The organism is Anaerococcus lactolyticus ATCC 51172 (assembly GCF_000156575.1).
GTDB lineage: Bacteria > Bacillota > Clostridia > Tissierellales > Peptoniphilaceae > Anaerococcus > Anaerococcus lactolyticus.
Window position 1 is genome coordinate 96586 of sequence record NZ_GG666045.1, and the last position, 13696, is coordinate 110281.

A 13696-nucleotide genomic window follows, 5' to 3' on the forward strand; every position below is an offset into this window, starting at 1 on the left:
AAAAATGATTCCAGGTGAAATTTTTTATAAAGATGATGATTTAATTTTAAATGAAGATTTCGAAGCTATTGAAATAAATGTAACAAATACTGGAGATAGGGCCGTACAAATCGGTTCACATTTTCATTTTTTTGAAGTGAATAGATATTTGAAATTCGATCGTAGCATGGCCTTCGGCAAAAAGCTAGACATCCCTGCAGGAAATGCTATTAGATTTGAACCAGGTCAAACCCATAGGGTTAGATTAATTGATATTGGCGGAAATGGAAGGGTCATCGGCTTCAACGGACTCACTAATGGTGTAGCCCATGATATAAAAAAAGATGAAGCCATGAAAAACCTAATTCAAAAAGGCTACGCTAATATTAATAGTGATGGGGAGGAATAGATGTCATTTAAAATCTCAAGAGAAAAATACGGGTCTATGTATGGGCCAACTACAGGCGATAAAGTTAGACTAGCAGATACAAATATTATAATAGAAATAGAAAAAGATTATGCAATTTATGGAGATGAATCAATCTTTGGTGGCGGTAAGACTGTAAGAGATGGTATGAACCAATCATCAACTGCAAGCTATGCCTCAGGCACTTGCGATACAGTAATTACAAATGCGATTATCCTAGACTATACTGGTATTTACAAAGCAGATATAGGAATTAGGGATGGTATTATTACAGGAATAGGCAAGTCAGGTAATCCTGATATGAACGATAATGTCAACCCTGGTCTTGTAATAGGGGCAAGCACTGAAATAATCTCAGGTGAAAATAAAATCGTAACCGCTGGAGCAATTGACACCCACGTTCATTTTATATCAGCCGATCAAGCAAATACAGCCCTAGCAGGAGGAACTACTACCCTAATCGGAGGCGGAACAGGCCCTGCTGATGGAACAAATGCTACAACCTGTACTCCAGGCCCTAACCACTTAGAAGCTATGCTAAAATCAGTCGAAGGATATCCAGTAAATGTTGGACTATTAGGTAAGGGTAACTGCTCAAGCAAAGAGCCACTTTATGAACAAATAAAAGCAGGAGCTTGTGGACTAAAGATTCATGAAGACTGGGGAGCAACAAGAGCCGTTATAAATGCCAGCCTTGAAGTTGCTGATGAGTACGATATTGCAGTTGCTATCCATACCGACACCCTTAACGAAGGTGGTACAATCGAAGATACCCTAGATGCTATTGGAGGTAGAGCTATACATTTCTTCCATACTGAGGGAGCAGGAGGAGGACATGCACCAGATCAAATAGTTGCAGCAGGATTTAATAATGTTTTTCCAGCATCAACAAATCCAACCATGCCTTTTACAATAAATACATCAGATGAGCACTTGGATATGGTTATGGTTTGCCACAATCTTGACAAAACCATAGAAGAAGATGTAGCCTTTGCTGACTCAAGGATTAGACCAGAAACAATAGCTGCAGAAGATGTCCTCCAAGACATGGGAGTATTCTCAATAATGTCTTCAGACTCTCAAGCCATGGGCAGAATTGGTGAAGTTGTTATGAGAACTTGGCAAACAGCCTCAAAGATGAAAGACCAACGTGGAGCTCTTAAAGAAGATGAAGGAAATAATAACGATAACTTTAGGGCCAAAAGATATGTAGCCAAATACACTATAAATCCAGCCATAGCCCACGGAGTATCTGAATATATTGGTTCAATCGAAGTTGGTAAACGTGCAGACCTAGTCCTTTGGGAGCCAAAATTCTTTGGAGTTCGCCCAAAACAAATCCTAAAAAATGGTCTAATAATAATGGCACCGTCAGGAGATCCAAACGCATCCATACCAACACCACAACCTGTAATATACAGAAGAATGTATGCGGCCATTGGTGGAGGAATCGGTAATTCTTGTTTTACCTTCGTCTCAAAAGCCTCCTATGAATCAGGCATAAAAGAAAAACTAGACCTAAAAAGAATGGTACTACCTGTTCATAATTGTAGAAACATCGGCAAAAAAGATATGAAACTAAATTCCGAAACTCCAAACATCAAGGTAGACCCAGAAACTTACGAAGTAACAATTGAAGGAAAGAAAATCACATGTGATCCAGTAGACAAGGTCGCCCTAGGTCAATTATATAACCTATTTTAAAATAAATATTAGAGCTTAACAAGAACCCCAAAATCCTTACTAGGGATGGAGGGGTTCTTTTATGCCCAAAAGCTCAAAAGAATCTAAAGTATAAATAGCTTAGAAAGATGATAAAAAAATATTTTTGGCATAGTATATATAAGCAGGCCGACAACTCTATTGAGGTTAAGATTCTAATGGAGGTTATTAAAGTGTTAATGTAGATTAGTGTAAATAATATTCTAAAAAGGATATAATAACTACAAACAGATCTTTTAAATACTAGTAGAATCTGTATTCTATTTTAAAGTAGGGGAATAAAATGAAGAAAAAATTTTTTAGAATCTTTTCAATAGTTATTATTTTAGTGGTTTTAGTTTTTATTCTTAGAATATATAATGACCATAAGTATAAAGATAACAATGCTTTGAAATTTCCTGAATATTTTAAGGATGTTACTAATATAAGTCTATATCCTACAGATATTGATGGAGTTAATGTAACTTATGTGGATGAGGGTAGAATGCAAGGCTTTAGATTTGTACCTAAGGAAAAATCACATAAGGGTCTTGTAATTTGTTTTGGAGGTTCTGAAGGAAGCCCAAATTTTGAAAATGCTGAGCTATTAGCAAAAGAAGGCTATGAAACTCTTGCTCTATTTATGTTTGGCATGAAGAACCAAGAACAGACTTTGAGAAAAATTCCCTTAGAACAATTTGAAGATGTTATAGGTTATATAAATAGAAATATAAAAGACAGTAAACCGATAAGTGTTTTGGGAGCGTCAAAAGGTGCAGAATATGCCCTTAATTTGGCTAGCAAATATCCTGAAATAGATAATTTAATTTTGATGGCACCTTCATCTTATAATTTTGCTGGTCTAGATTTTAAAGATTATGGTTCATCATGGACCTATAAAGGAGAGGAACTTCCATATATAGATATTAAAAAATCATCATTTAACTCATTTTTAAAAAATATTATTGTTCCAGCTATTATTAAAAGTCCTATTAGTTTTAAAGAAACTTATAATAGTGCAATAGAAAAAGACTCCTCAAGTCGAGAAAAACTAATACCAGTCAAAAATATTAAGGCAAATATATTAATGATAGCAGGCGAGGATGATTTGATGTGGGATAGCCTTGCCATGGCAAATAAAATAAAAGAACAAAACCCTAAGGCAAAGATTTATTCATATAAAGGAGCAGGGCATATATTTGCAGGCAATGGTATTTTAGATTTAGGGAAAATTATAGTTGCAACAGGTGGAACAGCTGAAGGCAATGAAAAAGCAAGAAGTGAATCAAGAAAAGCTATTGATGCTTTCTTAAAAGAAAATCATAAATAATAAAATACTTGGGTATTTAAGGACGGTAGAAATTTAAAATCTATCGTCTTTTTTTCGTGTGAAAATGGAAAGAGGATATCTGTAAGTAAATGAATTTAAAAAATATATAAAAGACAAAGCTTGAAGTAATGTAAATGTTTGAATAAAAAATTTGCAAATGCTTAAATGACATTAATGACTAATAAACTCATGTTAATCATTTTCAAAATATATACGGTAAGGAATTATGTCTAAATAGAGTGAACTTTATAGTAATATTTAATGAGTATAAGAGATAATAACTAATATCAACAATATATTTGGTATAATATTATAAAGAGTAGACGAATAATAAATAACTTATCTTATTAATGATGGATAATATGATTAATATAAATATCAGTAAAGTGAATTATTTAAAGGAAGTGTTTAAAATGATTGATAAAGGTAATAAAAATTTTTGGGATAGATTTGCTAAGCTATATGCACCTTTTATGAAAAAAGATCAAGGGGTATATGATGAAGTTTGTGAATACATTCTTCCTTATCTGAAAAAAGACATGGATGTGCTTGAACTTGCTTGTGGTTCAGGGCAATTTTCTTTTGCACTTTCAAAGAAGACTAAGAGTTGGATTGGTACAGATTTTTCTGAACAAATGATTATTGAAGCTAAAAAGCGTGGAGAATATGAAAACCTTATCTTTGAAACAGCTGATGCAACTGATTTATCCTACGCTAATGAAAAATTCGATTGTGTGTTAATTGCCAATGCACTTCATATTATGCCAAATCCAGAATGTGCGATGAAAGAAATATACAGGGTTTTAAAGCCTAACGGCACTTTACTTGCTCCTAATTTTTTATGGACAGAGGGTAAAGAAAGAAAAATTATTAAGACTTTGATGTCTGTTCTGGGATTTAAGATGTATCAAGAATGGAATAAAAATCAATTTGAAGATTTTGTTGAAAAACATGGGTTTTCGGTAGTTGAAATCAAATTGGTATATGGAGGTTTGGCACCGATTGGGGTGATGATTGCCCAAAAATATTCTTAAGAGATTTTGTATTTGTAAAAAAGAATTGCAATGGGAATAATAGACAATATTTATGGTCTATGTATCTATAAAGTTATATTTATTTTGTGAATTTTCACTTGGTGAATCAATACTTATGATATTGGAATCGTGCATAGTTTTCGGTTTATCAAAATGAGATATTCTTAGTGCAATATTTAAAATTACGATAAGGTATAGGGATGATATCTTAGAGTTCTCACCTTCAATTAGCATAAAGGACAAATCTATGATGGCTCCAGATAGAGTTACAGACGCTGAAAAAATCTTTGATTAGGATAAGCTAGTTCAAAAAGGCACTTATCCTTACACAATTTATGAAATAATGAAATTCATAATGGGTATGGGTTGTTCTATACATTTGTATTGAGAATTGATATAAACAATATTTGAAAGGATATGTTATGGTACAAATTGTTGAAATAGAAGATTATAAAAATAAAAAGAAAAAAATTCATGACCTCAAAAAAGACTTAGAAAATCTTATTTTTGAAAGGGACAATCTTTTGTATGTAGTTTGTGAAAATATTCAAACTTCCTATATGTTAACTTTTGGAAGCCTTACTTATAGGGTAAATAAGGCCTTTAACGAATATTTACGTTTGCGTAGAAAAAAATCCCTTATTCAAGCAAGGATAAACCGACAAGAAAAAATAGACCTTGGAGAAATTGAGAAAAAGCTTGATATAGAATTTCATGACTACAAAGAGAAACTCCAAGACACTGTTTCTCAATTAAAGGCTGCACTGGAACATTCAAGAGCAAAAGCCTTATCTGAGGAAGATACGGCTTTAATAAAAAAAATATATAAGAAAATTGTAAAGAAAATCCATCCCGATATAAATCAAAATATCACAGACAAAGAAAAAGAATTGTTTGTTGCCTCAACAGAATCATATAAAAATGGTGATTTAAATACCTTGCAGATTATATATACAATTGTAACTAGTGGAGAAATAGAGGATGATGAATCTTTATCCCTTAAATCTATGGAAGAGGAAATAGAAAGGCTAGAAGATTTAATTGCGAAAATTAAAAGCAGTATTAAAACAATAAAATCAATCCCTCCCTATTCTTGGCGAATTTATGTTGAGGACGAAGAGAAAAAAGCAGAAAAGCTTAATGAACTAAAAGAAATGTTGAAATCTTACAAGCAAGCAATAAGAACTCAGGAAGAATACATTAAAGAATTATTAGAGGATAAAAAATGACTGATTTAATAAAAAAAGATCAAAATAATCTAATTGATTATCTTGTAAATACTGGTGGAGAGATAGATATACCAAGGCCTTTTGAGCAGGATATTTATCTTTTCGATACCTATGTGGCAGGAACAACCCATGTTGAAGGCATTGAAGGAATATACTCAACATTAAAGATTGAAGATAAATTGGTTTTTTATCGAGAAATTGAAAATGAGCACGATCCCCAGGCAATCAGAATAGAAACCCTTGGAAAAGAAAAAATTGGCTATGTACCTCGCCAAGACAATGTAGTATTTTCAAGGCTCATGGATGCTGGGAAAGTTCTTTTTGCAAAAGTAATGGAAAAGGAAATGCGTGGTAAGTGGGCAAGGATAAAAATTAAGATCTACCTTCATGAAAGTTAGGGCAAAATGTATTATAATTACGAATGGATTGGCGATAATATTTGTATAAAAGATAGCCATGTTATGAATTTTGAACCCATATCTGGAAATAATGCTTTTATTATCTCACACCATGTGAGGGATAAATTAAAAATAGAGAGGGGCGTTAAAAGCTTATTAGAAAATGGCTTTAGGTATTTTAATATTTTTGGCGAATTTTCTGATTTATGGGCGAAAGCCATTTCTATAAGGAGTAAAACAAGTAATAAAATAAAAATAGAATCAAGTAAGATTGAAATGTCAAGGATGGTTTATGATTTGGCAATGATGAAAGTTTTAAAACCAGATTTGACCAACTATGTAATTTCAGATGATGAATATTTTACAGAGTATTTAGTAGAAGACTTAGAGAAAATCATTTCTGGGAAAAGTACTTTTACTCCTTACGATTGGAAAGAATTTAAAGAAGGCTTTGAATTTTCATATAATAAGAAAGATGCGATAATAAGTGTTTCTAAGGATATAGTTATAGGATTTTTAGGAGATGAAAAAACTTTCGATACTATCAATGATGCCTTTTATTATAAAGTATTTGATGGTAAAAGTTTGTACGAAATTTGGGAAGAAATATAAAGAAAAATTTTTATTATTATAATAGAAGAAACCTAGTTTGTTTACTTTTGAAGTTGATTAAACTAGGCTTTATTTTTAAGTACAAATGTAAAGTAAACTTGACATATGAAATAAAAGGACTTATAATAAATGTAAAGCTAGCTTGTCATAGGAGGTAGATAAATGTGAAAAATAGGTTGGAAGAGATTCGCAAACATAAGGGGATTACTCAGGAAGAATTGGCGAAGATTCTTGAAGTATCAAGGCAAACTGTGGGATCTCTAGAAAATGGGAGATATAATCCGTCAATTATTTTGGCATTTAAGATTGCAAGATATTTTGAAATGGCCATTGAAGATATTTTTATCTACGAGGAGGAGAATGTCAATGAAGAATAAGAAAATTTGGTATATTGGATATGTAATTGGTTTTATAAGTTTGGTGGCTTTATTTATTTTTAAGGATGATGAAACTTTGAGTAGAATTTTGCCTTTTATTTTTACAACTAGTGTGACTATTTCTAGTGTTAGCCTAGGTCATAATAGGAGAATGGAGGAAGATCCATTTTACAGAATAAATGTAAATGATGAGAGAAATGAGAAAATAAGGGATAAGGTAAATGCAGCAATGACACCTATATTAATGCTTATCATGGGCCTTGCTGCTGTGATTTGTTTTTCTGCAAAGGCATATTTACCTGCGATTATTTTAGCTCTTGGAATTATTTCTTTTCCTATAATAACTTTTTTTGTGAGTAGTTATTATGAGAAAAAATATTAAGAGCAAAATTATAAATATTAGAATTAAATGATTATAACATAGTAAACCATCTAGTCTTATTTTTAGTAGATAAGGTTGGGTGGTTTTTAAATTGAAATTTTAAATTTATATTGACAAGTATCGAGTATCGATATATAATTGAATTAACAAATATCGAAAGTCGATATTTTAAAGGAGGCAAAAAATGCTTAAGTTTAGATTTTTATCTTATACAAATTTCGGTCCTATGGCACAATGGTATGAAAAGATGGCGAAGGAAGGTTGGCAGATTGAAAAAATTATCTTGCCATTCATTCACCAGTTTAAAAAGTGTGAGCCAGCTGATATAAAATACCAATTTACAATTGCTCCTAATGAGACTTGGTATGTTAAGTTTTCTAAGGAAGAACTCAAAGACTATGATGAGATGGCAGAAGAATATGGTTGGCATATGGTTGATAGAAGTTTTAATATGAACCTATATCAGGTTGATGAGAAAGGATCAAATTCACTCTATAATGATGATTTTTATGAAATTGAGATTTTAAATAAAGGTATTAAGGGAGAATTAATTACAATAAGCTTGAATCTTCTTGTTTTTGTCTTTCTGGCTCTATCCAGTATTGCCCGTTTAAGGTCAAGCGATATATATTACTCTAATTTTCCATTTTTTATGGCACCAGCTGTTAGTTTATTTCTCATATTATCACTCTTATCTTTGGGAGATTATGTAAGTTTTAAGAGAAGAAATAGTGAAGTTAAAGCCATAAAAGATTTGAAATTTACTGGATTGGGAATAGGAAAGTTACAAGCATTCCTACCTGTATTATCAATAGTGTTAATAATTTTATCTTGGATTGCATTAGTAATACATCAGCTAGAAATGGGTTATGGGCTAACAATACTTATTTCCGTGATTCCTATGATATTTATGGTTATTCTTATCTCTTACTTTATCAAAAAAGTAAAACTTATGGATGCACAAAAAGGACAGAAAAAATTTCTATTTGCTTTAATTCCAGTAATAATGTTTGTGGTATTTAGCATATCTAATCTTGGTATTTTTGCTAAGCTTGCATTAAAAGATGACTTACAAACAAAAGAAATAGCTGGTTTTTCTGTAAGGAAAGAATCTACAAGTTTCTTGGCGGAAAGCTGTGAAGACTACATGGCAGATTCTAATGACCTCAATATAAGAAAAACTGTAGTAAATTCTGAAGGGCTTGCGGAAGATTTATTTAATAGAATTCTTAGAAATGCTAAAAACCATCCATACAGGGCAGAATTTGTAAAAGATATTTCAAAAGATTTTTCTTATGATAAGGTTTATAGCCTTTCTGATGAGAATTCATATTTGATTTTAAAGGGTAATATGGTTTTGGAAGTTGATGGCAATATCTATGACGAAAAGGTCACAAAAGATATAGAAAAGATTCTCGAGGCAAAATAATGGCAAGAGATCAATTCCAAACCCTAACAGAACCAATGTATTTTACCCTTTTGGCCTTAGGAGAAGTGAGAAACGGGGCAGAAATCACATCTTGGGTTGAAGAGATAACCAAGGGAAGGATAAAACTTGCTCCTGGCACCCTTTATGCCCTTTTGGCACAATTTTTAGAAAATGACTTGATAAAACGTGTAGAAGTAGAAAAAAAAGGCAAGCATTATGTTATAACAGAAGAAGGCAGAGACCTCCTCGATGAGGAAGTTAGAAGACTAAGACTTTTACTTTCAAATTATGATAAGTATTTTACAAATTAAATCAAAGAAAGAATGGCTTTTAAGGCAAAAACTTAAGGGCCATTTTCTATTTAAAAATTTTATGAAAACATTATACCCTACTATAATCAGGGTATAATGAAGGTGATAATAAGTATCAATTTATAGTTTGTTGGAATTCATAGGAAGGAGTGGCAGGTGAGTTTGATTTATAAAACAGCAGCAGGCATAGTAAGTCTTCTTGGAGTTAAAAAAATGTTTTTAAAAAACAAGGAAGAGATGCTTGAGTATGCAAAAGGCGAAAATGCTAAAGTTGTTTTTGACTTAGATAAGGCTAAGAAGATGGCTAGGAAGAAAAATTATTATCTATTTGATAGAGAGGTCATGGGATCTAGGCTTCTTACTTATCAAAAAAATAAAAAAACTGCCGATGGTGCTATTTTCTATCTTTTTGGTGGAGGTATGATTACCCAACCAAATAAATTAGACTTTACTTTATCTGAAAGAATTATGGAAAAAACGGGTAAAGATGTTTGGTTTTTATTTTATCCACTATGCTCAGCAGATGTAAATGTAAGAAAAACTTATGAAGTTTGCTTTGAAACCTATAGGTTAATGACAGAAACTTATAAGGCTCAAAATATAAATGTTCTCGGATTTTCTTCAGGAGCTTGCCTATCTCTTGGAATATTTTTGCATAATAATGCTTTGGGTAGACCTCTCCCAATGCCAGGGAAAATTATTTCAGTATCTCCAGGTGGGATTCCAGATGTAAAACTGGATGAAAATAAGGAAATATGGAATAAATTGAAAAAACTTAACTATAAAGATGTTATGATAGATCCAACCTATCTTATAACTGCAAGAGAAATCTTGAAAGGAAATGAAGATTTGCCAGAATATATGTTAGATGGTACAAGGGGAGATTTCACAGATTTTCCAAAAACTTATTTTTATTATGGTGGAGATGAATGTCTTTATGCCTTTGCTGAGGAATTTAAAAAAACTATGGATAAATATAAGGCTTCTTATGAGATAAGGGTAGGGGAAGGAATGTGCCATTGTTATCCTTTGGTGAGGTTTTTTAAAGAAGGAAGGATTGCTCAAGATGAAATAATTGAATTATTGAAAGCTTGAAGTCCCAATTTTGTAAGGAAATAAATTAGAAAAAAATTTAGGAGGTCTTTATGGTTTTAGCTGTATTATTGACTCTGTGTCTAATATTTTTCGCCATATGTTATTTAGGCACTGGTACTGATGAGAAAAATTTAAAAAACTATATGTCCTACCCTGAAGAAGTGCAAGCGAAAATCAAAGAAATAGAAGAATACCGAGGAAAATATAGAGAAAAAAGTAAAATTTCAATAATTATGGCAAACTTTGTAACCTTTTCTATTTTATTTTTACTAGTAGGATTTAAAATACGTCAGCTAAGTTTTGCTCAAAACTTCATAGACTTATTAATTTTAGGCCAAGGTTTGAATATTTTTGACCTGGTAGTAATAGACCTTTTGTGGTGGAGAAGGACAAAAAGAATTAGATTATCAAAAATACCAGATCAAAGCCTTTATCAAAATCCCAAAAAACATATAGAATCATTTATTCGAGCCTTTTTCATGTACTTTTTAATTGCTTTGATAGATGGATATATTTTGACTCTGTTTTGAAAAATTATGGAAACATCTGAAATTTCTTGAGGAAATATAATGAATTTTACTTGCTATGGGGAAAAATCAAATAAGTCAATTTTATTTATACACGGTCTTGCATCAACTGCAGACTTATGTTTTAAACCACTTTTGCCGTATCTTACTGATTATGATGTGATTTTTTGTGAGCTTGATGGCCATTGTGATTCTTGCATAAATGATATGATCTCAATGGAAAAAACAATTGAAGATATAGAATCTTTCATATTAAATGAGTTAAATGGGGAGCTTTATGGACTTTGTGGGTTTTCTATGGGAGGGACTCTTGCAGTAGACCTAATTTCTAGGGACAATATTAGGGTAGAAAAAGTCCTCTTAGATGCACCCATAACTGTTGACTTGGGATTGATGGCTTATCCTTGTACTTACGCCTTTATTATAGGAACAAATATAATCAAAAAAGGCAAAAAAATTCCAAAATGTTTGCTAGATTTGGTCGCAGGTAAGGATAATACAAGCATCATCGAAATGATGTATGCAAAAATTAGCAAAACCACAATTAAAAATGTTTGTAATTATATTTACCATTACAAATTTTCTGAAAATTTAAAAAAATACCCTAAACCCGTTTTATTTTGGAGGGGTAGCGAAGAGCCTATTCCAGCAAAAAGCCAAAAGAATTTGCAAAAATACTTACCACAAATTACAGTTGAGGTCTTTGAGAATATGGGTCATGGTCAATTTTTGCATGAACGCCCAAAAGAATATGCTGAAAGATTGAAAAAATTCATGGACGATTAAAAATTAATTAAAAAAATATAGAAAAATAAGGAAGGGATTAATTTGGAAATTAGGGAAATTTTAAAAGCAGATTTAACTAAATTATCAAGGTTGATGGTAGAAGTTTATAATGCTCCACCTTGGAATGATAAATGGACAGAAGAAACAGCCTTAGAATCCTTATCGTCTCTTTGTGATTTTCCAAACTTTACTGGATATCTTATAGCAGATGTAGATGAAATAATAGGAGCAATACTAGGACACTCTAGGAGATATGCTAGTGGAACTACTTATTATATTGATGAATTTTTTATTTCAGAAAAATATAGGAGATTAGGATTAGGGGAGAATCTGTATAAGACGACCATAAAGAAATTGAAGAAAAAATCTATAAGTGGTGCATTTTTTACGACTTTGAAAAATTCACCTGCTTATAATTTTTATATAAAAGAAGGAGCCTGGGATTTAGAAGATTCTGCATGCTTCTACCATAAATTTTAGCAAGACACCTATAAACAATAGGTGTTTTTCTTTAAAAATTAATAAGGGTATATTGTAAATACTATTTTAAAACGAGGAAGTAAATGAAAAGAATTTTAATTATAGAAGATAATGAAGATATTGGCTTGCAAATTAAAAGATATTTAATAAAAAATGGCTATGAGGTAGACCTTGCAAAGTCTTTTTATGAAGCTACTTACAAGATGAAAGTTGATTTTGATGTAGCACTTCTTGATATAAATCTGCCTGATAAAGAGGGCCAGCATCTGATAGAAAGATTAAAAGAAAAGGACATCAGAGTTATAGTAACAACGGTAAAAAATGATGAAGATTTTATAATAGAGGCTTTGGACCAAGGAGCTGATGATTACCTAACCAAGCCATTTTCACTTGCAATACTAAGGGCGAGGATTGATGCTGTTTTAAGGACTCTGCCTATATCACAAGATAAAAGTATTTCTTATAAAGATATAAAAATAGATTTAAACGAGTCAAAAGTCTATTTTAAAGGGGAAAATATTGACTTAACTCCACTTGAATACGAAATATTACTTTTATTTATCAAAAATCCCCACAGGGTTTATACAAGGAGCCAACTTCTTGAAATATTTTGGGAAGATAGGGATAAATTTGTAAATGATAACACCTTGACATCAACTATTAAAAGAATTAGAGAAAAGCTTGACAGGGAAGTAATCTCAACTGTCAGGGGAATTGGTTATAGGATGGACTAGATGGTATATGTATTTTGGATAATAAGTCTTTTTTTACTTTATTATTTTTTAGAAAAAAGAAAGAAAAAGAGAATTAATGAGATTATCGATTTAATAGAGAATATGAAAAATCAAAATTATAAAATCCCAATGAAGCAAGATGATTTTTCAATCTTAGAAGATAAAACTTACAAACTTTTTATAGAAATAGTAGAAGCCAAGGAAACTACAAGCAAAAATAGCGAAAAGCAAATAGAATACCTAGAAGATATTGCCCATCAAATAAAAACACCAATCACTTCCATGGTTTTTTCTGCCGAAAATTTGGAAATTGATTACCCAGATAATGATGATATAGGAATCTTAAGAAGGCAAATTCAAAGACTAAATTCCTTATCAGATATTTTGCTCAAACTATCAAGCCTTGATGCCAATAAAGAACTTATGAAAAAGGAAGAAATTAATCTTGATGAATTGGTGACCTATGCTTTAGACGCCCTAGATATAAAAAGATCTACAAGTATAAAAATAGAAAATAATTTAAAAGAAAATATTATTTTCGGTGATTTTTATTGGCTAACAGAAGCCCTGATTAATATTTTAAAAAATGCAGATAACAGACCAGACTGTGATCAAATAGTTATTTCATCTTACAAAAATCCACTCTATACTTCTCTAATTGTTGAGGACAATGGAGGAGGAATTGATAAAGATTCTATCAAAAAAATCTTTAAACGCTTTTATAAAACCCCTGACTCTAAGGGATTTGGTATAGGTCTTGCCATGGCAAAAACAATTGTTGAAAAGAATAATGGATTAATTTCTGTTTCAAATACAAAAGAAGGTGCAAGGTTTGAAATGAAATTTTATAATGTCACCTAAAAAT

17 protein-coding genes are annotated in these 13696 nt (G+C 31.4%); all 17 read left to right on the forward strand.

Annotated features, from left to right (window positions below; genetic code table 11):
- Window positions 1–4 precede the first annotated feature (4 nt).
- Window positions 5–388 carry an urease subunit beta gene (gene ureB, locus HMPREF0072_RS02985; protein WP_004827322.1) on the forward strand — a complete coding sequence of 128 codons (384 nt, stop codon included), beginning with the start codon at window positions 5–7 and terminating at the stop codon, window positions 386–388.
- Window positions 389–2110, forward strand: a complete 1722-nt coding sequence (gene ureC / locus HMPREF0072_RS02990) for an urease subunit alpha (protein WP_004827323.1) — start codon at window positions 389–391, stop codon at window positions 2108–2110.
- A gap of 301 nt (window positions 2111–2411) precedes the next feature.
- Window positions 2412–3437 (forward strand): alpha/beta fold hydrolase, encoded by a 1026-nt coding sequence (locus HMPREF0072_RS02995; RefSeq protein WP_004827324.1) that lies wholly within the window; start codon window positions 2412–2414, stop codon window positions 3435–3437.
- A gap of 413 nt (window positions 3438–3850) precedes the next feature.
- Window positions 3851–4471 (forward strand): class I SAM-dependent methyltransferase, encoded by a 621-nt coding sequence (locus tag HMPREF0072_RS03000; RefSeq protein ID WP_039931048.1) that lies wholly within the window; start codon window positions 3851–3853, stop codon window positions 4469–4471.
- 422 nt (window positions 4472–4893) lie between these two features.
- The gene (locus tag HMPREF0072_RS03005) at window positions 4894–5700 is read left to right on the forward strand and encodes a hypothetical protein (RefSeq protein ID WP_004827327.1); all 807 of its coding nucleotides are present in this window, start codon (window positions 4894–4896) and stop codon (window positions 5698–5700) included.
- Complete coding sequence (locus tag HMPREF0072_RS03010; RefSeq protein ID WP_004827328.1) at window positions 5697–6098, forward strand: HIRAN domain-containing protein; 402 nt, start codon at window positions 5697–5699, stop codon at window positions 6096–6098. Before HMPREF0072_RS03005 ends, HMPREF0072_RS03010 begins: the two co-directional genes overlap by 4 nt.
- Before the next feature lie 6 nt (window positions 6099–6104).
- Window positions 6105–6710 (forward strand): hypothetical protein, encoded by a 606-nt coding sequence (locus HMPREF0072_RS03015; protein ID WP_004827329.1) that lies wholly within the window; start codon window positions 6105–6107, stop codon window positions 6708–6710.
- Window positions 6711–6874: 164 nt separating this feature from the next.
- Window positions 6875–7087: a helix-turn-helix transcriptional regulator gene (locus HMPREF0072_RS03020; RefSeq protein ID WP_004827330.1), complete on the forward strand. Its 213-nt coding sequence runs from the start codon at window positions 6875–6877 to the stop codon at window positions 7085–7087.
- Window positions 7077–7469: a hypothetical protein gene (locus tag HMPREF0072_RS03025; RefSeq protein ID WP_004827331.1), complete on the forward strand. Its 393-nt coding sequence runs from the start codon at window positions 7077–7079 to the stop codon at window positions 7467–7469. The genes HMPREF0072_RS03020 and HMPREF0072_RS03025 overlap by 11 nt, the downstream gene beginning before the upstream one ends.
- Window positions 7470–7653: 184 nt before the next feature.
- On the forward strand, window positions 7654–8898 hold the full coding sequence (locus tag HMPREF0072_RS03030) for a DUF2812 domain-containing protein (protein ID WP_004827332.1): 1245 nt from the start codon (window positions 7654–7656) through the stop codon (window positions 8896–8898).
- Window positions 8898–9209: a PadR family transcriptional regulator gene (locus HMPREF0072_RS03035; protein ID WP_004827333.1), complete on the forward strand. Its 312-nt coding sequence runs from the start codon at window positions 8898–8900 to the stop codon at window positions 9207–9209. Before HMPREF0072_RS03030 ends, HMPREF0072_RS03035 begins: the two co-directional genes overlap by 1 nt.
- 156 nt (window positions 9210–9365) lie before the next feature.
- The gene (locus tag HMPREF0072_RS03040) at window positions 9366–10304 is read left to right on the forward strand and encodes an alpha/beta hydrolase (protein WP_004827335.1); all 939 of its coding nucleotides are present in this window, start codon (window positions 9366–9368) and stop codon (window positions 10302–10304) included.
- Between the two features lie 50 nt (window positions 10305–10354).
- Window positions 10355–10834 carry a hypothetical protein gene (locus tag HMPREF0072_RS03045; RefSeq protein ID WP_004827336.1) on the forward strand — a complete coding sequence of 160 codons (480 nt, stop codon included), beginning with the start codon at window positions 10355–10357 and terminating at the stop codon, window positions 10832–10834.
- A 39-nt stretch (window positions 10835–10873) separates the two neighbouring features.
- Complete coding sequence (locus HMPREF0072_RS03050; protein WP_004827337.1) at window positions 10874–11617, forward strand: alpha/beta fold hydrolase; 744 nt, start codon at window positions 10874–10876, stop codon at window positions 11615–11617.
- Between the two features lie 42 nt (window positions 11618–11659).
- A complete protein-coding gene (locus HMPREF0072_RS03055; protein ID WP_155811864.1) occupies window positions 11660–12097 on the forward strand; it encodes a GNAT family N-acetyltransferase in 438 nt (145 codons plus the stop codon).
- Between the two features lie 83 nt (window positions 12098–12180).
- On the forward strand, window positions 12181–12831 hold the full coding sequence (locus tag HMPREF0072_RS03060) for a response regulator transcription factor (protein WP_004827339.1): 651 nt from the start codon (window positions 12181–12183) through the stop codon (window positions 12829–12831).
- A complete protein-coding gene (locus tag HMPREF0072_RS03065; protein WP_004827340.1) occupies window positions 12832–13692 on the forward strand; it encodes a sensor histidine kinase in 861 nt (286 codons plus the stop codon).
- Window positions 13693–13696 lie beyond the last annotated feature (4 nt).